This window comes from Frankia sp. CgMI4, from assembly GCF_001756285.1.
GTDB classification, from domain to species: Bacteria; Actinomycetota; Actinomycetes; order Frankiales; family Frankiaceae; genus Frankia; species Frankia casuarinae.
The window spans coordinates 78679-102214 of sequence record NZ_MAQZ01000048.1 but is presented as its reverse complement, the minus strand read 5'-3'; the positions used below and the strand labels follow the sequence as shown (position 1 = coordinate 102214).

The following is a 23536-nucleotide window of genomic DNA, read 5'->3' as shown; positions in this document are numbered from 1 at the left end:
TCGGGAGCCTTCGGGCGCCTTCGGCGCAATGCGGGGGCCCCTGGCATCGGGGGCCGTGCGGGGTTTCCGTCGCCTCGCCTTCGGCGTTTGGAACTACGGGAGGCAATGCTGTGGACAGGCAGGATACCCAGCCGGGTCAGCCCGAGCCCGGCACCGGGGACGTCGGCGGCGACCCGTCCGGGAGCGACCACGACTCTTCCCCGGGCAGCCACGGCGGTTCCGGGTCCGGGCGCGTCGGTCCGCAGCTGGCTGCCCGCATGCTCGCGGTGGTCGCGGTCGCCGCGGCGCTCGCGGTGCTCGTGTTCGCCCTCGCGGATCCCTCCCCCTCCCGGCACATGCGTGGCCTCCTGATCACGGTGAACCTCGTCTGCCTCGCCGGGGTGTTCACGGCATGGCTTCGCGTGGCTCTCGTGGTCGGGGCCGCCAGGGCCCCCGGGGGAATCGAGTAAGCTCGGCCGGACATGCCGTGCGCCGGCGTACGTGTGTCCATCCGCTGGTCCAGGCCGACCACTCGTCATGATTGGTCGGCGCGCCTCCGGGTGGCCCGCGTGCCCTGATGATCGTCCGGATGTGCTGACGGGCGGTTCCCTCTCAGATCCATCGCGTCGAGCACGTTCGAGACGGYACAGGTTCCGGTCGCGGTCCCTCCTGCCACGGAAGATCCGTGGCCGCCAGAGTCCACAGGAGGTGGGTTCAGCCTTGGCACGTCATTATGAGCTCATGGTGATCCTCGATGCTGACCTCGAGGAACGCACTGTCGCGCCCTCTCTCGACCAGTACCTCGGTGTCGTCCGTCAGGGCGGCGGCGTGGTGGAGAAGGTCGATGTCTGGGGGCGGCGCCGGCTCGCCTACGAGATCGCCAAGAGTCACGAAGGCATCTACGCCGTHATCGACCTTCATGCGGAGCCCGACGTCGTCGCCGAGCTCGACCGTCAGCTCGTCCTCAACGAGTCGGTCATGCGCACCAAGGTCATCCGGCTTCCAGAGCCGAAGAAGCCACGTCAGAGCCGCCGGGCGGYGGCATGATCCGGTCCGCGGCGACGGCAGTCCCCGTGCCGTCGTGGGCCGCCGATCTCCGGGAGAGTGCCCATGGCCGGTGAAACCGTCATCACCGTCGTCGGCAACCTAGCCAACGACCCCGAACTGAGGTTTACCCCGAACGGTGCCGCGGTCGCCAGCTTCACCGTCGCATCCACGCCGCGCACCCTCGACCGCCAGACCAACGAGTGGAAGGACGGCGAGGCGCTGTTCCTGCGCTGCTCCATCTGGCGCCAGGCGGCGGAGCACGTCGCCGAGTCGCTGCAGAAGGGCGCTCGGGTCATCGTCACCGGCCGCCTCAAGCAGCGGTCGTTCGAGACCCGCGAGGGTGAGAAGCGCACCGTGATCGAGCTCGACGTCGACGAGATCGGTCCGAGCCTGCGCTACGCCACCGCCAAGGTCGTCAAGGCCGCGCGTGGCGGTGGTGGCGGCGGTTACGGGGGCGGAGGCGGCTACGGCGCGCCTGCCGGCGCGCCCCCCGGCGCACCTGCCGGTGTTCCCGCGGGCGTTCCGGCCGGCGGCGGCTACGGCGGCGGTAGTGGTGGAGCACCCATCGATGACCCCTGGTCGCAACCGGCCGGCGGCTACTCCGACGAGCCACCGTTTTGAGCGGCCGGTCGTCGTCCTCGCGAACGACACAACGAGGTAGGAGCACACCCATGGCCAAGGCGGCCGTGCGCAAGCCCAAGAAGAAGGTTTGCGTTTTCTGCAAGGACAAGGTCGACTACATCGACTTCAAGGACACTTCGCTGCTGCGCAAGTACATCTCCGACCGGGGTAAGATCCGGGCCCGTCGGGTGAGCGGTAACTGCAGCCAGCACCAGCGCGACGTGGCGACGGCGGTGAAGAACAGCCGCGAGATGGCGCTGCTGCCCTACACCGCCTCGGCCCGGTAGGGGGTGGCAATGAAGCTCATCCTGACCCAGGAGGTCCCCGGTCTCGGCAGTCCGGGTGACATCGTGGAGGTCGCGAACGGGTACGGGCGTAACTACCTCGTGCCCCGCCGGTACGCGATCCTCGCGACCAAGGGCGCGGAGCGTCAGGTCGAGCAGATCAAGCGGGCCCGGTCGGCCCGCGCGGTTCGCGATCTCGGGCACGCTCAGGAGATCGCCGGTCAGCTCGGTGGCCTCAAGGTCGAGCTGACCAGCCGGGCGGGCAAGGAAGGCCGCCTGTTCGGTTCCGTGACGGCGGCCGATGTGGTGGAGGCGGTGACCGCCGCGGGTGGCCCCGAGCTCGACCGGCGCCGCGTCGAGCTCACCACGCCGATCAAGTCCCTGGGCGCCTACACCGTCGCCGTGCATCTGCATCCCGAGGTGACCGCGACCGTGAAGCTCCAGGTCACGCAGGCCTGATCAGGTCTGACCAGGGCAGGGCGGGCCTGATCGCGGCCGGATGGGCCCGAGGTCAGGCGGGTCTGACGGGGTGGCATCCGCCGTTTCTCCCGCTGTACCGCCGCGCTCGCTGTACGGGCTCCCCTGGCCGACCGTCTCAGGTGGTCGGCCAGGGGAGTTCGTTGTGTGTGGGGCAAGGGGCGACGACCAGATCCGAAACTTTTTCTCATCCACAGGGCACTCGGGATGCAGGCGCCTGCCAGCTAGGTTTCGTCGAGGTTGTGGTCTCGGGTGTCCACAGGTTTCCGATTTCCGTCCCGATGTCCTCCCCAGGTTTCGGCCGGTTGCCCACAGCTTTTCCACAAGGGCCTGTGGATAACTTTTTGGTGGGTGTGCCCGCCGGTCCGTAAGGTCGGACCCTCCAGGCCGAGGAAGGTACTTCTAGCCTGATCGGGCCAGGCCTCCTTCGGTGACGCGGGCGGCGCCCGGCGAGAGGCTCACCGGGCGCCGCCCGTTCGGTCCCTGCTGGAAGCCCCGGCCGGTCGGGGGCGGAGCGGTCGTTGACAGCGGTTCCGATCTGTACGAACATACGTTCGAATACGGGTCTACGGGAGTCCCGGGAGGGTGCGTCGTGAGCGTCACCGAGATCTCGCGTGGTTCCGGTGGGAGTGCAGAGTTCGACCGGACTCCCCCGCACGACCTGCCCGCTGAGCAGAGTGTGCTCGGCGGCATGCTGCTGTCGAAAGACGCCATCGCCGACGTCGTCGAGGTCCTGCGGACGGGTGACTTTTACCGTCCCGCGCACGGCCTCGTGTACGAGGTCATCGGCGATCTCTACGGCCGGGGGGAGCCTGCGGACGTCATCAGCGTCGCCGCCGAGCTCAGCCGCCGAGATCTGCTCGAACGGGTGGGCGGTCCGGCCTACATGCACACCCTCATCTCGAGCGTGCCCACTGCGGCCAACGCCGGGTACTACGCCCGTATCGTCGCGGAGAAGGCGGTCCTGCGCCGCCTCGCGGAGGCCGGCACCCGCATCGTGCAGCTCGCCTACGGCGCGGCTCCGGACGTCAGCGACGTCGTCGACCGCGCCCAGGCGGCCGTGTACGAGGTGACCGAGCGCCGGACGAACGAGGACTACCTGCCGCTGGGGGAGCTGCTCAACCCGGCGTTGGAGGAGATCGAGTCCATCCAGGGGCACGACGGTTCGCTGACCGGGGTGCCCACCGGTTTCGTCGACCTCGACGAGCTGACCAACGGCCTGCACGGCGGCCAGCTGTGGATCGTCGCGGCCAGGCCGGCCGTGGGCAAGTCGACCCTCGGCCTGGACTTCGCCCGGGCGGCGTCGATCAAGAACGGGATGGCGTCGGTCATCTTTTCGCTGGAGATGAGCCGCATGGAGATCACCATGCGGCTGTTGTCCGCCGAGGCGCGGGTGTCCCTGCAGAACATCCGCACGGGCCGGCTCACCGACGACGACTGGGGTCGCCTGGCCCGCCGGATAGGCGAGGTCGCGGAGGCCCCGCTGTTCATCGACGACAGCCCGCACCTGACGATGATGGAGGTCCGGGCGAAGGCCCGGCGGTTGAAGCAGCGTAACGAGCTGCGTCTGGTGATCCTCGACTACCTGCAGCTGATGTCGTCGCCCAAGAAGGTGGAGAACCGTCAGCAGGAGGTCAGCGAGATCTCGCGGTCGCTGAAGCTGCTCGCCAAGGAGCTCGACGTTCCGGTGGTCGCCATCTCCCAGCTCAACCGCGCCTCCGAGCAGCGGGCCGACAAGCGTCCCCAGGTCTCCGACCTGCGCGAGTCCGGAAGCCTGGAGCAGGACGCCGACGCGGTGATCCTGCTGTACCGGGAGGACACGGTCGAGAAGGAGTCGGCGCGCGCCGGCGAGGCGGACCTCATCATCGCCAAGCACCGCAACGGGCCGACTGGCACCGTCACCGTCGCCTTCCAGGGTCATTACTCACGGTTCGTCGACATGGCGAACTGAATTCTCGGCCCGGGAGCGGGACGAGGCCCACGGGTGGAGAGCGTCAGCGGCCCGCCAGCGGCCCGGGTGGGTGCCCGGGTGTGTTTGGCGTGGTCATGGTTCATGTTGGCGGACCGCAGATCTCCCGATGCTGCCAGACTGGGCGGTATGAGTTTCAGGATCATCCATGGCGAGTGAGAGGCGGGACGGCGGGCGGCCCGCCGGGGCGGTCCTCGAAGTTGCCCGGTTCGACATCAAACCGGGCAGCGAGGACGATTTCGTCGCCGCGTATCACGGGGTGCGTGCGGAGCTCGTCGGCACGCCGGGCTGTCGTTCCGCGCGGATGACCCGCGGGGTCGAGTCACCGTCGAGTTTCGTGCTGCTCGTCGAGTGGGACAGCCTGGACGCCCATCTGACGAACTTCCGGGAGTCGGAGCGGTTTGYCCGCTGGCGTGCCGCCCTCGGCCCGTACTTCGACGGCACCCCGACGGTGGCGCACAGCGCAGACGTCCCCGCCGCTCCCGGCCCGGCCTGACCCTCGACGACCGCCGGACCTCTGATCATGGCAGCGTTCCTCGGGTACCTGTTTTTCGCGCCGCTTACGGCGCTCTTCTTCGGTTTCCTCATCTGGCTGGTGCCGGCGATCCTGCTCCGGAACACGGATGTGGTGAGCCGGYTGAACCTGCGGCCCTTCGCGTTCTTCGTCACCGGCTACGTCTTCAGCGGGCTGATGGCCCTCTACCTGCTGGTGCTGGACGCCGGCCACGACGTCGCGCCGGCGGCCGGCGCCGTCGCATCCCTGGCCCTCCTCTGGGCTGTTCGGCGGCAGTGGCGCCGGCATCGGCCACTGGGCACGCGGCAGGTGGCGAGCAGGCGACGTGGCGGCCCGGTCCAGCCGGTCCAGCAGGGTTACCCTGGCCCGCCGGTGCAGCCGGGTTACCCCGGCCCGCCGGTGCAGCCGGGTTACCCCGGCCCGCCGGTGCAGCCGGGTTATCCGCATCAGCCCGGCCACCCGTACCCCCCCATGCCGCAGGCCGGGCCGGTCGCGAGAGGTCCATCCGGGTATCCCGAGACCGCCGGATATTCGCTTACGCAGCCGGATCAGCCCCGCCCGGGCGGGGGAGGAGACGGTCCGGGCGGGGGAGAAGACGGTCCGGGCGGGGGAGAAGACGGTCCGGGCGGGGGAGAAGACGACCCGGCAGGCGGGGCGGGTGATCCCGGTCAGCCGGGGTATCAGTCTGGGCCCGCGGGTCATCGGGCGKCACCGGACGGCGGTCGCGGGGCCGGTCGGCGGATCGCCGGCTACCCCTGGGCCGTTCCGCCCAGCGGGCCCAGACCGGGGGGCCTACCACCCGGCGCGCCCCCGTCCCCGCCACCGGCCGAGGCGGACCCTGATTCCTGATCACGGGTTCTTGATTTCTGGTCCGGTTCCTGGTCTCTGGCGCCTGATTCCGTCGCTCGTCGTTCGCCGCCCGGCGGGCCGGGCGGCGCGACACGGCAGGCTGGACCCGTCCGGGCGGTGGCGTACCGTCGTGTCATCGTCTGTCAGTGCCGGCGGTCCCCGCCAGCAGTGCCACTGAATTGATCTTCGAGGTCGAGATGCCCGCCCTGCGCTCCCGCACCACCACCCACGGCCGGAACATGGCCGGCGCCCGCGCCCTGTGGCGCGCGACCGGGATGACMGACGACGACTTTGGCAAGCCGATCGTCGCCGTGGCTAACAGCTTCACCGAGTTCGTCCCGGGGCATGTGCACTTGCGTAACCTTGGCTCGCTGGTGGCCGGGGCGGTGGCCGAGGCCGGTGGGGTGGCGCGCGAGTTCAACACCATTGCCGTGGACGACGGCATCGCGATGGGGCATGGCGGGATGCTCTACTCGCTGCCGTCCCGCGAGCTCATCGCCGACAGCGTCGAGTACATGGTGAACGCCCACTGCGCCGACGCCCTGGTCTGCATCTCCAACTGCGACAAGATCACCCCGGGGATGCTGCTCGCGGCACTGCGGCTGAACATCCCGACCGTGTTCGTCTCCGGCGGAGCGATGGAGTCGGGCAACGCGGTCATCTCCGGCGGCACGGYTCGGTCCAGGCTGGACCTCATCACCGCGATGTCGGCGGCGGTCAACCCGGACGTCTCGGACGGCGACCTGTCGACGATCGRGCGTTCGGCCTGCCCGACKTGTGGATCCTGCTCCGGCATGTTCACGGCGAACTCGATGAACTGCCTGACCGAGGCGATCGGGCTGTCCCTGCCCGGCAACGGGTCGACCCTGGCCACCGCCGCCGCCCGCCGTGAGCTGTTCGTCGAGGCCGGGCGCCTCGTGGTCGACCTGGCGCGGCGCTATTACGAGAAGGACGACGAGGCGGTCCTGCCCCGGTCGATCGCGACCGCCGCCRCCTTCCGTAACGCCTTCGCGGTCGAYGTGGCGATGGGCGGCTCGACGAACACCGTGCTGCATCTGTTGGCCGCCGCCGTCGAGGCCGGCGTTGACGTCACCCTCGCCGACATCGACCAGATCTCCCGCACCGTCCCCTGCCTGTGCAAGGTGGCGCCGAGCTCCACCCGTTACTACATGGAGGACGTCCACCGGGCGGGCGGCATCCCCGCGATCCTCGGCGAGCTCGACCGGGCCGGGCTGCTCGACCCGGACCCGCACACGGTGCACTCCGCGAGCCTGCGCGAGTTCCTCGACCGCTGGGACGTCCGCGGCCCGAGCCCCTCGCCGGACGCGATCGAGCTGTTCCACGCGGCGCCGGGTGGCGTGCGCACGATCGAGCCGTTCAGCTCCACCAATCGGTGGGACACCCTTGACACCGACGCCAGGGACGGTTGCATCCGTTCGGTCGARCACGCCTACTCCGCCGAGGGTGGGCTCGCGGTGCTGTTCGGCAACCTGGCCGTCGAGGGCGCCGTCGTGAAGACGGCCGGTGTGGACGAGGGCCAGTGGACCTTCCGCGGCCCGGCGCTCGTGGTCGAGAGCCAGGAAGAAGCGGTCGACGCCATCCTCACCGGGCGGGTCAAGGCCGGGAATGTGATCATCGTCCGCTACGAGGGCCCTCGCGGCGGTCCGGGGATGCAGGAGATGCTCTACCCCACCGCGTTCCTCAAGGGCCGCGGTCTCGGCCCGAAGTGCGCCCTGATCACCGACGGCCGGTTCTCCGGCGGGAGCTCCGGACTGTCGATCGGTCACGTCTCCCCGGAGGCGGCCCACGGCGGGACGATCGCCCTGGTCCGCGACGGGGACATCATCGAGATCGACATCCCGGCCCGCCGGCTGGAGCTCGTGGTCTCCGACGAGGAGCTGGCGAGCCGACGCGCGGCGCTGGAGGCGGCCGGCGGCTACCGTCCCACCGGGCGGGAACGGCCGGTGTCCATGGCGCTGCGGGCCTATGCGGCGATGGCGACCTCGGCCTCCACCGGTGCCGCGCGCGACGTCGGTCTGCTCGGCGGCTGATGAGGCGGCGTCCGGGCGGGCCTGGTTCGGACCGGGCCTGGTTCGGACCGGGACGGGTTCAGACCGGGACGGCGGCGGGGGCGGACGACGGCGTCGCGAGCGTCACGGCAAAATCCCCATCGGGATCCGTCCACTGCCGCGCCACCGCCCAGCCCGCCAGCGCAAGCTCCGAGGCGATGCCGTCCAGGGTGAACTTAGCGCTGATCTCGGTGAGGATCTCCTCCCCCGGTTGGAAGTCGACCGTAACGGCGAGGGTCGCGATCGAGACGCGCTGCTCCCGAACGGAACGTAGCCGCATCTCGATCCAGGAGTTCTCGGCGTTCCAGACCGCCACATGCGCGAATCCGCGGATGTCGAAGTCGCCCCCGAGTTCCCGGTTGATCACCGTCAGCACATTGYGGTTGAAAGCGGCGGTGACCCCGGCACCGTCGTCGTACGCGGCGACGAGGCGGTCGACGTCCTTGACGAGGTCCGTTCCCAGTAGTAGGGCGTCGGAGCTCTCGGCCTGCTCGCGCAGCGTACGGAGGAGGTTCTGCCGCTGCGCAGGGCGCAGATTGCCGACCGTGCCGCCGAGGAAGGCGAGCAACCGATGGCCACCTCGGGGCAACTGGTGCAGATGCCGTTCGAAGTCCCCGACCACGGCCGCCACGGAGAGCCCCGGGTAGGTGGTGAGGATTCCGCGACCTGCCCGCACCAGGGCCGCCTCGTCGACATCGAAGGGGATGAAACGGCGGAGGTTGCCGGCCGCCCGCAGCGCGTCGAGCAKCAGCCTGGTCTTGTCGGAGGTTCCCGATCCCAGCTCGACGAGGGTGTCGGCCGGACAGGCAGCCGCGATCTCGTCGGCGTAACTGACCAGGATGGCCCGTTCCCGCCGGGTCGGGTAGTACTCCGCCAACCGGGTGATCTTGTCGAACAGCATGCCGCCGGTGGTGTCGTAGAACCACTTCGGCGGCAGCTCGCGGGGGCTCGCGGTGAGGCCGGCGAGCACGTCGCGGGCYAGCGTGACGRCGCGATCCGACTCGTGYAGGTGGCGGTCGACGGMGAGGCCCGRGAACGGGATCTCCGCCGTGCCGTTCGCGCCCGTCCCCTCAGGGACGGCATCATCCGCTCGGGTGGTTGTCGGAGTCCTTGGTGTCATGGATGTACCCTCCATCAACGTGGTGCAACCCACGGTAACTGATCTAGGAGATCATGTTACGAAGAGTGACTTGATGTGTGTCGGCTACCAGGAGGTGATGGTCCGGAACGTCCACCCAGCCCGGTTCGTCATCGTCTGGTTCGCTTGCGACCAGGACTCCATCCTTCTCCCTCCGGTATGACAGGCTGTCCCGCCAGGCGGTCGCCACGATCTGGGTTCCATCCACCACCAGCAGGTTCAGCCGGGCCCGCTCGCCCGAACCCGCCGCGTCCAGCGACAGCACGACCTCGGCGACCGCCTCGGCGAGTGGACGCTTCCCGGCGTGCTCCCACACCAGCGCGGCGAGCAGCGCGGAGTCGCACGTCGAGTCCGGGACCGGAGCGTCGGGCCGGTCGCGCAGCATCCGCCGGACGGCCACCGGGTCGACCCGGCCGTTGTGGCTGAGCAGCCGGTGGCCGTCGGTGAAGGGAGCCGTCGCGCTTTCTTCGATCGGCATGCCGACGGTGGCGCTACGCACGGCCGCCAGCACGCAGCCGGAGGCGACCGCGCCGGCGATCGAGGCGTACGAGGCGTCCGTCCACATCGGCACGGCCCGGCGGAACCGGGCCGGCGCCGCCCGCAGCGCCGGGGCGTACCAGCCGACTCCGAACCCGTCGGCGTTCACCGTGCCGTGGCGCATCCGCCTCGGCGACCACGACTGGCGCAGCAGGCTGTACGGACGCTCCAAGGTCAGCCCCGCCAGGGTCCGTGGCGTTCCGATCCAGGCGAGGTGCCGGCACACCGAGGTCTCCTTCGCACGCGTGCTCGTTCGTCACCCGGCGTCGCGGGCCAGCCGGAATCCGGCGAAGATCTGCCGGCGGATCGGGTAGTCCCAGTTCCGGAACGTGGCGCGGACGGCGACGGCGTCCGTCGCCCAGCTGCCTCCGCGCAGGACGCGGAAGGACGACTCCCGCCCGGYCTTCGGAAAGAAGACCTCGCTGTACTCCCGGTAGGGGTAAGACACGAAGCCCGGGTACGGCGTGAACCCGCTCGCCGTCCATTCCCAGACGTCCCCGATCATCTGTTCGGCTCCGCAGGGACTCGCGCCCGCGGGATAGGCCCCCAGCGGGGCCGGGCCGCTCGTCCAGTTGCCCAGATTGGCACGCTCCGGAGTCGGATCGGTGTCCCCCCACGGATACCGCCGTGAACGTCCGGTGACCGGGTCGTAGGCGGCGGCCTTCTCCCACTCGGCCTCGGTCGGTAGCCGCCTGCCGGCCCAGCGGGCATGCGCCTCGGCCTCGTACCAGCACACGTGCTGGACCGGCTCGTCGAGGGGAACCGGCTCGACCCGGCCGAACCGGCGGCGCAGCCAGGTGCCGCCCTCGCGCCACCAGAACGCGGGCGCGCTCAGGCCCTCCGTCTGGCGCCATTCCCATCCCGCAGCCGACCAGAGCCGCTCGTCGTCGTATCCGCCGGCGTCGATGAAGGCGATCTGCGCCCGGTTGGAGACGGGGAGGGTGTCGATCCAGAACGCGGGGAGGTGGACGCGGTGGGCGGGACCCTCGTTGTCGAAGGCCCAGGGATGGATACTGGTGCCGAGGGTGAACTCGCCGCCCGGCACGAGGACCTCCGGCCGCGGCACCCGGCGGCCGGGCGGTGGCGCCGCGCCGGGAGCAAGTACCGGCGGTCCCTGGCGGAGCTGGTGCGTGGCGAGCATCGTTTCGTCGTGCATGTGCTCGTGCTGCACGACCATGCCGTAGACGAAGCCGTCGGCGAGCAGTCGTTCCCGCTCCGGTACGGCAGCGGTTTCCGCGCCGGCGCCAGCCATCGGTCCGAACCGGTCGGGTCCGAACCRGTCGAGGAGGTCGAGAGTGYGGCCGCGGACCTCGTGCAGGTACGCCCTGGTCTCGGCGGGGCCGAGCAGGGCCAGCCGGCTGCGGCTCGCGCGGCTGTGCCGGAACGCGTCGTAGATGTCGTCGAGCCCCGGCCGCGTCCCGGTGCCGCCGGCCAGCGCGCGCACCAGCCAGAGATCCTCGTAGTTGCCGACGTGGGCGAGGTCCCAGACCAGCGGGGACATCAGCGGCGAGTGCTGGCGGAGGAGATCCTCCGCGGCGATGTCGGTGTACGTGAGTGAACGCTGGCGTGCGGTCCGCAGGGCGTCGGCGACGGTGTCGGCGGTGATCGGCTTCGCCTCCCGGATCGGCTTCGCATCCTGGTCGGCGGCGGTCTCCCGGTCGGCCGGGGCGGCTGGGGATGCCAGGGATGCCGGGGACCGGGTCAGACGAGTGAGACGCACCGGTGKGCCTCCTCACGCAGCAGACCGGCCGGGCCGATCGCGAGAAGTCGTTCGGTCAGTTCGTCGGCCGGACATCGGCCGCGGTCGAGGTAGCGCCCGGCGAACGACTCGACCGTCTCGGCGAGATCGGTCGCGCCGCGGCGGCGCAGGGCGCTCACGGCCAGGTCGACGCAGCGCACCGCCGCGCGTCGCAGGGGCTCGTCGGCCATGCCGAGCATCGCCGCGGCCGGCCAGCGATGCGCGACGGCCAGGCACGCCTCGAACGCTCCGTCCGCGGCGACCGGGTCGTCAAGCAGTACCGTCGGCATCGCGACGGCAGCCTGCCAGCCGTCACCCGGTTGCGCGTCGAGGTAGCGCAGTTCCCACCAGCCACGCGGTCGGACCGGGGGGAACACCGTGGTCGCATGGTAGGAGAGATCCTCGCGGGTCGGGGGACGGGTGACCGGGCCGCGGCCGGCGAGCCAGTCCCCGAAGGTTGAGTCGTCCCGGACCGGGACGAAATGATGATCGTCTTCGGGGTTRCCGGCCCTGGCGGGATTCTCGACCATCATCAGCTTGGCGTCGAGCAGGTACCGCGCCCACAGGTCGACGAGATCGGGCTCGGTGTCCCCGGACCCCGGGGCCGTGAGAGCGGCCGCGACGGGCCGGGTTCGGCTCGCGTCGATGCCGTCCCACACCGCCTGGCGGGTCGACCGCCATCCGGTCCGGCGGCCGGCGTACGCGGGTGAGGCGGCGAACAGGGCGGTGAGGACCGGGCCGAGAGCGTGGACGAGTTGGAACCGCCGCGCCGCCTCGGCAGGCGAGCCGCCGAGGTCCAGGTTGACCTGGACGGAGGCGGTCGAGTACATCATCACCGTGCCGGACGCCCCGCCCCCGGTCCGGAAATGCTCCTCCATCGCCGCGTATCGGGACGCGGTGGTCTGCCGCATCCCGACGCGCAGGGGATCGACCCCCATGCCGACGAGGGCCAGGCCGTCGACCGCCAGGGCGGAGCGGACCAGGTTCAGATCGGCGGAGCTCGCCCGCACGGCCGCGGTGAGCTCGGCCGGCGGCCCGGACAGCTCCAGTTGGCCGCCGGGCTCGAAGGTGATGCGGCTGCCCCCGGGCAGGACCGGCCCGCCGGGACCCGGGGTGGTCCCGGGAATCCGGGCGAGGGACGCCAGCGTGCGGGCCGGCGGGATCAGACAGTGGACTGCCTGCGTGTCGACGATCAGCCACTCCGTCTCGATGCCGACGCATCCTCCCGGTACCGTCGGGCCACCGTTTCCCCGGGTGTCCTTGCGGTCGTTCCCCCGGATGCCCTTGCGGTCGTTCCCGCGGTCGTTCCCGTAGGCCGCCTCATCGCCTGTCCCGTGGACCGGCGTGACGCAGCCGGCCGCGAAGGCCCATACCTGGTCGGTGTCGATCGCCCGCCGCTGCGGCTGTGAGTGAGGGTGTGGTGGCTGCGGCTCGTCATTCCGGATCCCCTCGGGTGTCACGTGGCGTGGCATCCTGTGGCTCCTCTCCGGCACTGCAACTGTTCGACACCGCGCCCGACGGCGGCCTCCGGTGGGTTCTCCCCTGCGCCGCCGGCCCCCTACCCGGCCRCCGTACCCGGTGTCGCCTCGGCCGTCTCGCCGATGGGTGGTATAGATGTGTTTCCAACGTTCTTCTCCCTCGCATATTCCACGCCCTTGACCCTGTCGCTGTTGTGTATTCGATGGAATGGTGGCCGGGACGGACCGGGACGGACCGGGAGTCGGCAGCGCGCCGTGATTGGCTGACGGCGGAGCCGGTTCCGGACCCGGAGACAACGCCGAGCGCAACGGCGTCGTGACGGCGCCGGGAGGTGGTGACCGCGGACGTGTCCGATCGGCAGTCAGCGGGACGTTCGGCCATGGCCGAGTACCTGCGGCGCAAGCAGCTCTACGTCGCCGAGCGCAGCGATCATAAACGGCGGGCGATGGCCGTCGCCGGGGCCACGGCGGGTGCCGTCACCCTCGTCGTCGCCGTGGTCATCCTCCTGGCCGGGCTGCCCGCGCTCGTGGCCGTGCAGCTCGCGATCATCTCGGYCGTCGTGGTGGTCCTCGTCGCGGCGACYCGGTTTCTCCGGTCCCCGCCGGAGATCGAGGCCTGGCGCGAGGACGCGGAGGCCGAACGCAGCACCGCACGGGCGTTGGACCGTCTGGCCCGGGCCGGCTACACCGTCCTGCACGACCGTGCGCTGGCCGACTCGGCCGGCAATATCGACCATCTCGTCATCGGGCCATCCGGGGCCTGGGTGATCGAGACCGACGCCCATCCGGGACCGATCCGCCAGAACACCGCCGGGGTCTGGGCCGRCAAGGTTCCATTGCGGGCGATGCTGGGGCTGGTCGCGTGGATGGGCGAGGAGGCCACCGCGCAGCTCCTCGCGGAACTGCCGGCGGGCTGGCAGCTGGAGGTCCAGCCGGTCGTAGCCTTCGCCCGCGCGGATCTTCCCGCCGGCTTGGCCCTCGTCGAGGGCGTGCTGTTGCTGCCCACCACCGGGGTGGCCGACTACGTGCTCTCCGCCGGGGTCGTGCTTCGGCCCATCGACGTGGCGATGCTGGTCGACGTGGCCGGGCGGGTGTTCCCGGCCTATGCGGTGTCGGGACCCCCGCCGTCCTGGCCRGCCCGATCCCGGCTGCGTGGCCTGCTGCGGCGTTGATCGGTTCGCAGTGACGTTGATCAGGACGATGCGACCCGGTCCGACCACGGTGCCGGCGGGCGGGATACCGTTGGGTGAAGGTGGCCTACGAAGGAGACGAGATGGTTCGCAAGGTGACCGTGCTGGCTCTACTGGCGAGCGCCGGAGCCGCGCTGACCGCCGTCCGGCGCCGCGGCAGGGGCAAGGAGGAGATCGACCTCTGGCGGGAGGCGACCTCCGCGGCGGGCGCCCCGGCCGGCGGGCGCTGAGGTCCGCGGCAAGGCCGGGCTGCCACCCCGGCCCGAGGTGCCCGAGGTGTCAGCCCGTCAAAGCTTCCAGCTCAGGGCCTCAGAGCTCGACTAGGCCCACGTCGACGACCAGGGTGCCGACCAGCCCGGTCGGGGCGGCGAGGTGCAGCTCGATGTGCGTCTCCGGTACCAAATCCTCGACGACGCGCAGCGGCACGTGGATTGAACCCCGTGCTCCGATCGGGAAGAAGCGCATGGGAATCCCGTTCCGCAGGAGGATCGGGCAGATCAGCTCGTCCGTCGAGTTACCGCCCCGAAAGTAGAGCGGCTGGGCGGTGATGCCGGCTGGGACGACGTAGCTGAACGACGAGCCAAGCGAAATCGGAACATCCAGACCTTTGCCCTCGAAGGGGACAATGCCCTGCAGGAAGCGAGGAGTCGTGAACATCCGCTCATCCTTCCGTCGGGTATCCGTGTGCATGCTTTCCGTATCTTCCTCTGGGTATTTTCGCTCGGAGCTGTTTCCACCGCGTTACGTCGGCCATCGAGGGAGCGTCGGGCGCGGCGTGGATCTCGAGCGTGGAGTGTGCCGACTATAAGGAATCTGCGGGTAAAGACGCTGGCAGAAGGCTTGACCTGGCGTGTGGTGGCGTGGGGAGGCACCGTAGAACCATGACCACCCCGACCTCGTCTCGACCGTCCGACGCCCTCGTTCCCGGCGCGGGAGCTGATGCCGACCCCGGGGCGGGCGTGAGCATCGCTCAGGAGCCGAGCATCGACACGTCGCCGCCGTCCGGTCCCTCCTACCTCCCCTCGGTGGTTCCGCACGATCGGCTCGCCGGATGCGCGGCGGCCCATCGGCGTCTGCTGGAGGTGGCCGGCCGGCTGGACGACGTCGTCGTGCGCCGTCCGTTGGGCCTGCCGGGCTGGACGGTCGGTCATCTGCTCACCCACCTGGCCCGCAACGCGGACGGTCACACCGGCATGGTCGAAGCCGCCCGGGCCGGTGGGATCCGGGCCCAGTATCCCGKGGGCGCGCGGCAGCGGGAGGACGGCATCGCCGCCGGTCGCGATCTGCCCGCCGCGCACGTCCGCGACGACCTGGTGGCCGCGGTGACCCGGCTGGAGCGGGCCTGGGACGGCGTGCAGGTCGACGTCTGGCGCACGGGTCTCGGGCACACCGCCACCTATGGCCTGACGACCCTTGCCGATCTGGTCTTCCTCCGCTGGCGGGAGACCGAGATACACCTCGTCGACCTCGATCTTGCCGATCTCGGCGGTCCCGGCTGGGCGGACCTGAGCCCGGCCTACGTCCAGGCCGAATGGGAGTGGACCCTGCGCGGGCTGCCGGCCCGAGTACCCCCGGAGATCACCGTCGTGYTGGCGCCGGGGGACCGGCCGTCGACCGCCGTCGGTCGCGGGCAGCGGCGCGTGGTCGTCGACGCGCCTACCAGGCCGACGCTGCGCTGGCTCGCCGGCCGGGACCCGGGCCGGCCGGACTGGCCCACCCTCGCCCCCTGGGAATGACCGGCGCTTTCTCGGACTGACCGGCCGGCCGCTCGGTGTCCCGGGTCGGGGGCCGGCGGGACCCGCGACGGGGCGGGCTTCTTCTGAGGTTTCCGGCTAGCGCGACAATGTCTGCCGTGTTGGACAACAGGGACAACTGGGGTGAGGCGGCGCGCGGGCGACGTGGGGATCGCGGCCGGGGCTTTTCATGATCACGATGGCCTTGTTCAACAACAAGGGCGGCGTCGGTAAGACGACCCTCGCCTACCACCTGGCGCACATGCTGCAGCGCATGGGTCACCGGGTGCTCGCGGTCGATCTCGATCCGCAGGCGAACCTGACCRCCCAGTTCCTCGACGAGGACGAGCTGACCCAGCTGTGGGAGGAGCCGGAGGTCACCGCGTCGTCCGCGCCGAAGTCCATCATCGACCTCGACGTGCGCCCGGTTCGGATCGTCCCCGGTACGGGGACGATGGCGACGGCGATCGGGCCAATCATGGAGGGGGTCGGGGACGTCACGCTCTTCGATCCGGTGACGATCGAGGACGGTCTGTGGCTGCTGCCCGGCGACGTCGAGCTGAGCGTCTTCGAGGACCGGCTGTCGGCCGCCTGGCCGAACAGCTTCCTCGGCAAGGACATCGCGGCGCTGCGTACGACGACGGCTTTGCACCGGGTCATCGACCATGGTGCCCGCTCGGTCGGCGCCGAGATCGTGCTCATCGACGTGGGGCCCAATCTGGGGGCCATCAACCGGGCCGCGCTGCTGTCCGCCGACACCGTGCTCATGCCACTGACGGCGGACCTATTCTCGCTGCGAGGGCTGCGCAACCTCGGCCCCACACTGCGGGAGTGGCGTTCCACCTGGCAGGGCATGGTGCTGCCGAAGATTCCCGAGCGTATCTCGGCCCCGCGCGGGCTGATGATGCCGATCGGGTACATCGTGATGCAGCCGCCGACGCGGACCGACCGGCCGGCGAAGGCGCACGACCGGTGGCTCGACCGGATTCCCGAGGTGTTCGCGACCTCGGTGCTCACCAGCGGGAACCCCGGACCGTATGACCGTTCCTTCGAGATCGCCACCCTGGGGCACTACGCGAACCTGATCCCGCTGGCGCACGACGCCCGTAAGCCGATGTTCGAGCTGCGGGCCGGAGACGGCGCACTCGGCGGTACGCAGAGCGCGGTGCGGCGCTGCTACTCCGACTTCCGGGATCTCGCGGTTAAGGTGCGGGAGCGGCTGGCCTTCATCGATCCGACCCTGCGCCGGTCCTGACCGACGGGCCTCGCGGCCGGTGCCGGCACGGCCGTAGCCGTAGCCATCGCTGACGGCGGCGTCGGCGGGCCGGTTATCCACAGGGTGGCGATTGGGGGAGTCGCGGCCCGGTTATCCACAGGGCGCCCGCGGGGCCCGATGGTCGTAGGCGGGCACTGTGATCGCCGGAAGACCGGATCAACCCGAGCATCGGTGTCCCCCTATGGTTCCCGTGCCGGACCAACGTCCGAGGAGACCGTCATGCCGTACGCTTGTGAAGCGCTTCGCCGAGGTGGTCATCGTCGGGTGGTTCCGTCCCGGCCGGAGTGCGTCCCGCGGGGGGCGTAGCTCAATTGGCAGAGCACTGCCTTTGCAAGGCAGGGGTTAGGGGTTCGAGTCCCCTCGTCTCCACGCGCCGGCTTCGGCTGCTTGCCGATCTTTGATCGGCTGCGCCATCGGCCGTTATGCCTGCCCGGGGGGCGACCCCCGGACCCCCGAGTGTCGGGCTTCGCCCGACCTGGCGGGGGCTGGGTTGTTCGTTATGTAGCCACAGACGGACGGAGCATAATGATCTTGTCGGTTATGCTTCTGGATGAGCACCGCCACCTGGCTGGCCGATGGGCGGCGGGGCCGCGTCAGACGCGGAAGGGCCTCCTATCCGCCAGTCCCGGTGCTGGCGGGGCCGCCTCCTCGGTGCCCGGGGGCAGTCCTACCAGGTGTTCGGCCGTGTGTGGAGGCCGGACAACGCGGCCGACTCGACGAGCACGCGCCCTCACAGCATCGCGTCGGACCGGGACATCRCGGCGTGGACACAGGGGAGGGGACATAGGGGAGTGACGTGGGGATCGGAGTAACCGTTGCATAAGAGCGCCCGATAGCGGCGCTCATGCCGCCTCACCTTGCGGTGAGGCACTCCCGGTCTGACCGGCCGGAGCCGTGCCGGGTTCCCGTTTCCCAGCCGCCCGCCCCGCGGACGGGGTCTTACGGTCGGCTCCACGGGCGTTTACCGTCTCCGATGTACTGGCGGCGACGAGGTTGGACAGGTTGACCGCGGCGTTCAGGTCGCGGTCGCCTACCAGCCCGCAGGACTGGCAGGTGAACGTGAGTTCGGACAGTGTCAGGCTTGCGTGCGGCCGGGCGCACAGCGACGTCAGGATCTCGGTGACGTCGCGCACCAGGTCGTCGTCGACCTCGGCCGGGTCGACGACCAGCAGCCGCCGGCCCAGCGGGGCGAGCATGGCAGCGACGTCCGTGCCGGGGTGGGCGCGGCGGTGCCGGCCCACCCCGAGCTGTCGGGCTACTCGTAGGACAGGTTCGACTGCCCTTCGATCACGCGGCCAGCGATGTAGAGGTCTCCGTTGGAGTCCAGTATTGCGATGATCTTTTTCTGGTTGCCGTGGTGGGTCGTGAAGAAGATCTTGTCGGCTTCCTGGGAGGTGGAGTAGTTTGTGTTGACCGAGAGTTCGATGCTCACCGGTGAGCTGATGAGCACATCCTTCTTGGGCGAGTTCGGGTACTTCTGGTTCTGCCTCAACCTGATTCGGCCGTGGGTGTCGCCCTCATCCCAGTCCGTGGCCAATCCGAGGTCAATTTCCGCCATGGTCTGCTCCATTCTGGCTTGCGGGGGAAACCTCTCCTGGCTGGAGTAGGTTCGTATGGTTTCGAGAAAGACCTGRCCATCGGAAAACAGGAGTTAGCAGGAGGCATCTCTGCGTGTGCCGGCGTGGAGAGAACACCGCACGTTCCGGCCGGAATTTTCTCGACTGCCGGCTGCGCTCCTGGCCAATTTTTCTACCCGATCGGACCAGTAAACGGGTGCGTGGAAGTCTCAATAGACAGGAACGATCGCTTCCTTGATCTCCGTATTCCCTGTTCCGGATGGGGCCGTTCAACCATCCGAGTCACAGGCATGAGGGCCACAACACCTCTCCCCCCAGAGCTAGTGATGGAAGCGTATCTCGCGTACGTAGCGTCACATGTCGGAGACGGTGGCGCACGGATATTACCTAAATATATCAAACCAGTTAACCACTGTCCRCTTTTGGGGGRAATCGAACCAGAGTTCCTACCTGGAGCTGTGTCCGATCTCGGCGGGGATCGAGTGGTCCGAGTCGGGTACCTCGCGGATACCGGCCCACACGCTGTCTCGTGCCCTCGTGATGGCCACGTACATCTGTCGGCGTTCCAACTGGGTTCGCTCGCGAAACGCGTCGGCCGATTCRGACGGCCGCCGCGGCTTTGGGAAGAGGTTGCGGTCGGGAATACAGACATGGGCGAAGTCGAGGCTCTTGACCCGGTGGTACGTCCCGACCTTGACCGCCTCACAGCTGGTTCCGTCATACTCCTTGAGGGAAACCGCTGGAATGCCCCGCTCGGTGAGGACGCGCAGCCACCGCGCAGCCGCGGCGTTCGTCGGCACGAGCACCGCCATATCGCCGTAACGGACGTTCCGATTGTCATGGAATTCCACGAGGTGCTCGCAGAGCGCCRCATCCTGCGCCACGGTGCCCGACACCGTGACCTCGCGGATCTCGCCTCCCGRCCGGTCGACGTCGACCTCGCGCCGCCCGCGTTCCTGGACGCCGTCGAGGTCGTCGAAGCTGTCGTCGGCGACTACCGCCTGGGCGTAGCGCAGGATCTTCTCGCGATTACGGTAGTTTCTCCCGAGCACGGTGGAGCGTCCGACGACGGCGACGCCGGCCTCGGCGAGGGTGAAACCGCCGGGATAGATGGACTGCTGGCCATCGCCGACCACGAGCAGGCCGTCCGGCTTGTCRCCGACGAAGGCATGCAGCAGTTGCAGACCGACGCACGTCAGGTCCTGTACCTCGTCAACGATCACCGCGTCGTACCGGGTGTCGGAACTCTCGCGCACCAGGTCGCGAGCCAGGAGCAGCACGTCGTCGCGATCGAGGACGCCGCGCTCTGTCCGGAGCTGCTCGTACCGTTCGTACAGCTCCCACACCGCACGTCGGTGGGTCGGTTGCAAGGGAGTGCTGCGCCCGACGCGTRCCAGCTTGGCGTACTGCTCGAAGTCGGTCAGGCCTCGGCCCTTGACGACTGTCGCGATCTCGTCCTTCCAATATCCGGGAGCCAGGCCGAGCCCGGGCAGAACCGAGAACTGCCCGACCTGCCCCCAGGCGCGCCAGAAACAGGTGTCGGCGGCCTCCTGCTGGTGCCGGTCTGCCAAGCCGTGTTCGCGAAGACAACGTGTGGCGACGGCGTGGACGGTGGCGAACTCGATCCGGTCGACGTGCTCGGGGGCCATCCGGGTCAGCAGTGCGCGGTAGACCGGCCCCAGCGTACGCACCAGCGAGGTGAACAACACCCGTTCCCCGCGGGCGGCCAGATACTTGGCGCGGTGCAACGCGACAACCGTCTTGCCGGTACCGGCTGCGCCGCGGACGCGGGCCGGACCCGACCACTGCCGGCCGGCCAGGCGGGCCTGCGTCGGGTGCAGCCAGGTCATCCACGTCTCGATCGGCTCTCGGGCGGCGGCGTCGAGAAGTTCTTGCCACAGCTCCTCGCGGCTCAGCAGCGCATCCTGATCTGGTGGAACCGATTGCTCGGGCGGCGACAGCGGCTCGGAAGAAGTCGGACGCCCGGYCGGAGCCGGACAGTAGGCCTGAGTGGGACGCTCGATAGCGGCTGGGCTTTCGGTCGCGGCCGTACCGTTCGAAGAGGGACCTGCCCGGCGCGCGACCGGACGGCGGACAGACCGTGAGGTCGGCGCCTCGGCGACCGTGACGGTGGTGACGGCGGCGGCGCGGGGCATCGGCGGGCAACCGCGTGCCAGACGGTCCAGTAGTTGTTCAACGAGGTCCGGTGCCAGGCGTGCGCCACGACGCGCCAGGTCGCGGGTCAGRTCCTGCTCGCCGAGCACCGTCACCCGGTCGAGTTGTGCCCGGACGTTTTTCCGCCTGGCCAGAACCAGCAGCGGAACCACCTCGGTCGGTGGCAGACCTGCCTCTACCAGCACCTCCTCCACCGCTACGGTCTGATCCAGAAGTTTGCGGACGTCGTCGTCCGCGTCGGCGTCGCCACGCCATAACCGRCCGCGTTCGACGGTGATCTCTCGCCAGTTCTTCACGTCTACCACGAAGACTCCGCCAGGCCCCACCACGATCACGTCGATGTTGGCCCGGCGGGTGCCTGGCCACCGTYGGTCCGGCAGCACGTGCCACCCTGCGTCGTCCATACCGACCAGCACTCGGACCACACTCTGCTCGGCCCGGCCACCGGCTTCCCAGTGCTGGCGGTGGCGGCGTAACTGCTTCAGCACGTCGGTCAGGTGCTGGATCTGTCGCTGGACTCCGTCGWTCTCCATCCCGAGCAGGACGGCTTGACCGAGGGCCGACGGTTCTGGCAGCGGGTCGGCGTCTCGCGTCGACGAGGCGGTCGTCGGAGGATGRGCGGTCGACGTGCCGGCGGTCGACGTGCCGGCGGTCGACGCAGCGGTGGYGGGGATGCGCGCTGCCGGTCCATCCAAAAGCACGTCACTACTCCCTCACCTTATGTCACAGGTAAGAGTACGGTAATGAGCCATCGTTTGGCTACGTTTACGGGCAACGGTGGTCTGCAGGCCCTAGGGAAGAGCGGTTGTTCTTGTAAAGGTAAGTCCACTTTCGAACGCTGGTTCGAGCGTGCCGACTCGAACTCTTCGAACACTCTGGCCACGGCCGCTTTCGGCAGAGAAAGATCACGTAAGTTCGGTCTAGACCGCCAGCACGATGGCGGCGCTGATGCCGCCGAGGCCGAGGGCGAAGGCCGCCTCGGRCAGCCCGCCGTCGCGCCGCCGGAAGAGGCGGTCGAGCGCCAGCCGCCCGGCACCGACCGCAGCCACCGTGATCGCGACCACCGCGACGCACAGCGGGTACTCCATGCCGCCGTCGGTTTCCCACAGTCCGTTTGGTGCGGTCACGATCATTGCGTTGATCATCACACCGATCACGGCCGCGGCCGCCAACGGAGTCAGCAGGCCCACCGCCAGGCCGAGGCCGCCGAGGAACTCGGACGCGCCGGCCAGCCCGGCGAAGAAGGTGCCGGGATGGTAACCCAGCTGGGCGAATCCCTTGCCGGTCGCGGTGAGGCCGTGGCCGCCGAACATGCCGAAGAGCTTCTGCGCACCGTGCCCGGCGAGCAGCAGACCGAAGGTCATCCGAAGCAGCAGCAGCCCGAGGTCGGCTGYGGACACGGCCGTGTGGGACGGGCCCGTGCGGGACGGGCCCGGGTGGGAGGCGTCGGGCGGTGCGGGGGTGGCGGGTGCCAGGTGGAGGGATGCCCGGTGCCGCGTAGCGAGCAGTTTCATGTCGAAACCCTGATCCAGGCGAAAGCATACGGTGAAGCTTTGGTCACTACTGTGCCTGCCCGCTCTGCCGGGCAGATACCACCTCGGTCCTCCCCACGCCCGTGGGGGTGATCCGACCGGGGGCARCGCGCACCTGAGCGGATAGATGGCGATCATCGGCGTCCTRCCGAGATGGAGCGGCCGGGGCGAGCTAGCCCRTCGTGGGCCTGGATCTGGCCGGTCTGTGGTTCGGGCGAGCCAGGCGTGGGTAGAGACTGAAAGTGGTCAGAATGGACACACTGGGTGATGATCTGCATTCTTCTAGGGAGAAGAGAAGATTGTGACCTTACCCGCGCGACTCGGCGACCGTCTGGCGACGCTCATCCGGTGGCATCTGGGCCCGTCTACAACGGGCCGGCGGCGTCCGGCAGGCGGGCGTGTGTGGCGCAGGCTGGGCCGGGCAGCTGCCTGCCGCCAGGACGGAACAACCAGATGGCGAGCATGGAACGCCAGCGCCCTCGGCGGAACTGGTCCGATCTGTTGGGTCTGCCCAGGTCGCAGGCGCGGACGTCCGCGGCGGGGCTGYTCGGCCGGCGCGGGGCTGGGGCCAGGGGTCACTGCCCGGGGGCGAGCACCTTCCTGGAGGGGTAAGCATGGCCGACATTCGTAGCACGATCGTCCGGCTGCCGGTCACCGTGGAGCGGTCCACCACGGTTCGGGACGCGGCGGCGCAGATGGAACGGCAGGGCGTGGGCGCGCTCCTCGTCATGGAGAACGACCGCCTGGTCGGGATCGTCACCGACCGCGACATCGTGCTACGCGGCGTTGCCCGCGGTATCCCGACGGACAGCCGGATCGACGCCCTCATGACCACCGAGGTCATCACCGTACCGTCCGGCGTTGACCTCGAACGGGCCTACGAAATCTTCCGTGACCACGCGATCCGCCGGCTCCCGGTCGTCGACGGCCGCCGGCTCGTCGGCCTGCTGTCCGTCGACGATCTGCTCATCCGCACCGAGCACGAGATGGCCGAGCTGGTACACCCGCTCGCCGATGAGGTCTTTGCCCCCCACCGCGAGGCCCCACCGCTGGCTACCACCGGCGAGGAGCCCGTCGAGCTGGCGCTCGAACTGCCGCCCCGGCGTAGGGCGATGCGCGCCCATCCCGGCGACACCCTGGTTGTCCACCGTCCCACCGTCACGCAACCGGACCGCCTTGGGGAGATCCTTGAGGTGCGCTCGCCTGCCGGCGACCCACCGTTCACCGTCCGCTGGTCCGRCACCGGGCACGTCAGCTTCGTCTACCCGGGACCGGACGCCGAGGTCCGCCACCCTCCCGAGGAGGCCCGCAGCGGCACCGGCTGAAAAGGACGACGGGTTCAACCCTGCATGC

Annotated in this window: 23 protein-coding genes, 1 tRNA gene and 1 pseudogene; 15 read left to right on the top strand and 10 right to left on the bottom strand. The window is 69.7% G+C overall.

What is annotated here, in order from left to right; all coding sequences use genetic code 11:
• The first annotated feature begins 110 nt into the window (after positions 1-110).
• The 9 genes from Manayef4_RS06165 (at position 111) to ilvD (ending at position 7791) form a co-directional block, all read left to right on the top strand.
• Positions 111-449 carry a hypothetical protein gene (locus Manayef4_RS06165; protein ID WP_070130933.1) on the top strand — a complete coding sequence of 113 codons (339 nt, stop codon included), beginning with the start codon at positions 111-113 and terminating at the stop codon, positions 447-449.
• 250 nt (positions 450-699) lie between these two features.
• Positions 700-1026 (top strand): 30S ribosomal protein S6, encoded by a 327-nt coding sequence (rpsF, locus tag Manayef4_RS06160; protein WP_256388609.1) that lies wholly within the window; start codon positions 700-702, stop codon positions 1024-1026.
• Positions 1027-1089: 63 nt separating this feature from the next.
• Positions 1090-1647, top strand: a complete 558-nt coding sequence (locus Manayef4_RS06155) for a single-stranded DNA-binding protein (RefSeq protein WP_023839971.1) — start codon at positions 1090-1092, stop codon at positions 1645-1647.
• Positions 1648-1697: 50 nt separating this feature from the next.
• Positions 1698-1934 (top strand): 30S ribosomal protein S18, encoded by a 237-nt coding sequence (gene rpsR / locus Manayef4_RS06150; protein WP_011438874.1) that lies wholly within the window; start codon positions 1698-1700, stop codon positions 1932-1934.
• A gap of 9 nt (positions 1935-1943) precedes the next feature.
• Complete coding sequence (gene rplI, locus Manayef4_RS06145; RefSeq protein ID WP_011438873.1) at positions 1944-2390, top strand: 50S ribosomal protein L9; 447 nt, start codon at positions 1944-1946, stop codon at positions 2388-2390.
• Between the two features lie 610 nt (positions 2391-3000).
• Entirely contained in the window at positions 3001-4359 is a 1359-nt protein-coding gene (gene dnaB, locus Manayef4_RS06140; RefSeq protein WP_011438872.1) for a replicative DNA helicase, read from the top strand.
• A 166-nt stretch (positions 4360-4525) separates the two neighbouring features.
• Complete coding sequence (locus tag Manayef4_RS06135; protein WP_070130932.1) at positions 4526-4873, top strand: antibiotic biosynthesis monooxygenase family protein; 348 nt, start codon at positions 4526-4528, stop codon at positions 4871-4873.
• Between the two features lie 27 nt (positions 4874-4900).
• The gene (locus tag Manayef4_RS06130; protein WP_070130931.1) at positions 4901-5740 is read left to right on the top strand and encodes a hypothetical protein; all 840 of its coding nucleotides are present in this window, start codon (positions 4901-4903) and stop codon (positions 5738-5740) included.
• Between the two features lie 197 nt (positions 5741-5937).
• Positions 5938-7791 carry a dihydroxy-acid dehydratase gene (gene ilvD / locus Manayef4_RS06125; protein WP_070130944.1) on the top strand — a complete coding sequence of 618 codons (1854 nt, stop codon included), beginning with the start codon at positions 5938-5940 and terminating at the stop codon, positions 7789-7791.
• A 58-nt stretch (positions 7792-7849) separates the two neighbouring features.
• Here the strand turns inward: ilvD and egtD are convergent, their stop codons facing one another.
• The 4 genes from egtD to egtA are packed head-to-tail and all read right to left on the bottom strand — an operon-like array spanning position 7850 to position 12694.
• Positions 7850-8929 carry an L-histidine N(alpha)-methyltransferase gene (gene egtD / locus Manayef4_RS06120; protein WP_139140019.1) on the bottom strand — a complete coding sequence of 360 codons (1080 nt, stop codon included), beginning with the start codon at positions 8927-8929 and terminating at the stop codon, positions 7850-7852.
• Positions 8930-8972: 43 nt separating this feature from the next.
• Complete coding sequence (gene egtC, locus Manayef4_RS06115; protein WP_011438867.1) at positions 8973-9710, bottom strand: ergothioneine biosynthesis protein EgtC; 738 nt, start codon at positions 9708-9710, stop codon at positions 8973-8975.
• 30 nt (positions 9711-9740) lie between these two features.
• Complete coding sequence (gene egtB / locus Manayef4_RS06110; protein WP_083282298.1) at positions 9741-11204, bottom strand: ergothioneine biosynthesis protein EgtB; 1464 nt, start codon at positions 11202-11204, stop codon at positions 9741-9743.
• The gene (gene egtA / locus Manayef4_RS06105) at positions 11186-12694 is read right to left on the bottom strand and encodes an ergothioneine biosynthesis glutamate--cysteine ligase EgtA (protein WP_023839974.1); all 1509 of its coding nucleotides are present in this window, start codon (positions 12692-12694) and stop codon (positions 11186-11188) included. The genes egtB and egtA overlap by 19 nt, the downstream gene beginning before the upstream one ends.
• A 386-nt stretch (positions 12695-13080) precedes the next feature.
• On the opposite strand from egtA, the gene Manayef4_RS06100 reads away from it, so the two are divergent.
• Together Manayef4_RS06100 and Manayef4_RS06095 are read left to right on the top strand one after the other, a co-directional pair.
• Positions 13081-13872: a nuclease-related domain-containing protein gene (locus Manayef4_RS06100; protein WP_070130930.1), complete on the top strand. Its 792-nt coding sequence runs from the start codon at positions 13081-13083 to the stop codon at positions 13870-13872.
• Between the two features lie 101 nt (positions 13873-13973).
• Positions 13974-14120, top strand: coding sequence for a DLW-39 family protein (locus Manayef4_RS06095; RefSeq protein ID WP_035729042.1), 147 nt, complete (start codon positions 13974-13976; stop codon positions 14118-14120).
• Between the two features lie 79 nt (positions 14121-14199).
• On the opposite strand, the gene Manayef4_RS06090 is transcribed toward Manayef4_RS06095, so the two are convergent.
• Complete coding sequence (locus tag Manayef4_RS06090) at positions 14200-14547, bottom strand: hypothetical protein (protein WP_011438863.1); 348 nt, start codon at positions 14545-14547, stop codon at positions 14200-14202.
• Between the two features lie 224 nt (positions 14548-14771).
• Between Manayef4_RS06090 and Manayef4_RS06085 the strand changes: the two genes are divergently transcribed.
• From Manayef4_RS06085 to Manayef4_RS06075, 3 genes are all read left to right on the top strand, one after another.
• Complete coding sequence (locus Manayef4_RS06085; RefSeq protein ID WP_070130929.1) at positions 14772-15626, top strand: maleylpyruvate isomerase family mycothiol-dependent enzyme; 855 nt, start codon at positions 14772-14774, stop codon at positions 15624-15626.
• 187 nt (positions 15627-15813) lie between these two features.
• Positions 15814-16878 (top strand): ParA family protein, encoded by a 1065-nt coding sequence (locus Manayef4_RS06080; RefSeq protein ID WP_070130928.1) that lies wholly within the window; start codon positions 15814-15816, stop codon positions 16876-16878.
• A gap of 317 nt (positions 16879-17195) precedes the next feature.
• Positions 17196-17268: transfer RNA gene (locus Manayef4_RS06075), tRNA-Ala, on the top strand.
• 473 nt (positions 17269-17741) lie between these two features.
• On the opposite strand, the gene Manayef4_RS22495 is transcribed toward Manayef4_RS06075, so the two are convergent.
• From Manayef4_RS22495 to Manayef4_RS06055, 5 genes and pseudogenes are all read right to left on the bottom strand, one after another.
• The gene (locus Manayef4_RS22495; RefSeq protein ID WP_349257427.1) at positions 17742-18002 is read right to left on the bottom strand and encodes a zinc ribbon domain-containing protein; all 261 of its coding nucleotides are present in this window, start codon (positions 18000-18002) and stop codon (positions 17742-17744) included.
• A pseudogene (locus Manayef4_RS23955) lies at positions 17991-18113 on the bottom strand (IS607 family transposase); the annotation flags it as partial. The gene Manayef4_RS22495 and the pseudogene Manayef4_RS23955, both read right to left, overlap by 12 nt.
• A gap of 41 nt (positions 18114-18154) precedes the next feature.
• A complete protein-coding gene (locus Manayef4_RS06065) occupies positions 18155-18457 on the bottom strand; it encodes a DUF6342 family protein (protein ID WP_011438859.1) in 303 nt (100 codons plus the stop codon).
• 465 nt (positions 18458-18922) lie between these two features.
• Positions 18923-21184, bottom strand: coding sequence for a UvrD-helicase domain-containing protein (locus tag Manayef4_RS06060; RefSeq protein WP_254665484.1), 2262 nt, complete (start codon positions 21182-21184; stop codon positions 18923-18925).
• A 387-nt stretch (positions 21185-21571) separates the two neighbouring features.
• Positions 21572-22165, bottom strand: a complete 594-nt coding sequence (locus Manayef4_RS06055) for a DoxX family protein (RefSeq protein ID WP_070130926.1) — start codon at positions 22163-22165, stop codon at positions 21572-21574.
• A 632-nt stretch (positions 22166-22797) separates the two neighbouring features.
• Here Manayef4_RS06055 and Manayef4_RS06050 point away from each other — a divergent pair.
• A complete protein-coding gene (locus tag Manayef4_RS06050) occupies positions 22798-23508 on the top strand; it encodes a DUF1918 domain-containing protein (RefSeq protein WP_070130925.1) in 711 nt (236 codons plus the stop codon).
• Positions 23509-23536 lie beyond the last annotated feature (28 nt).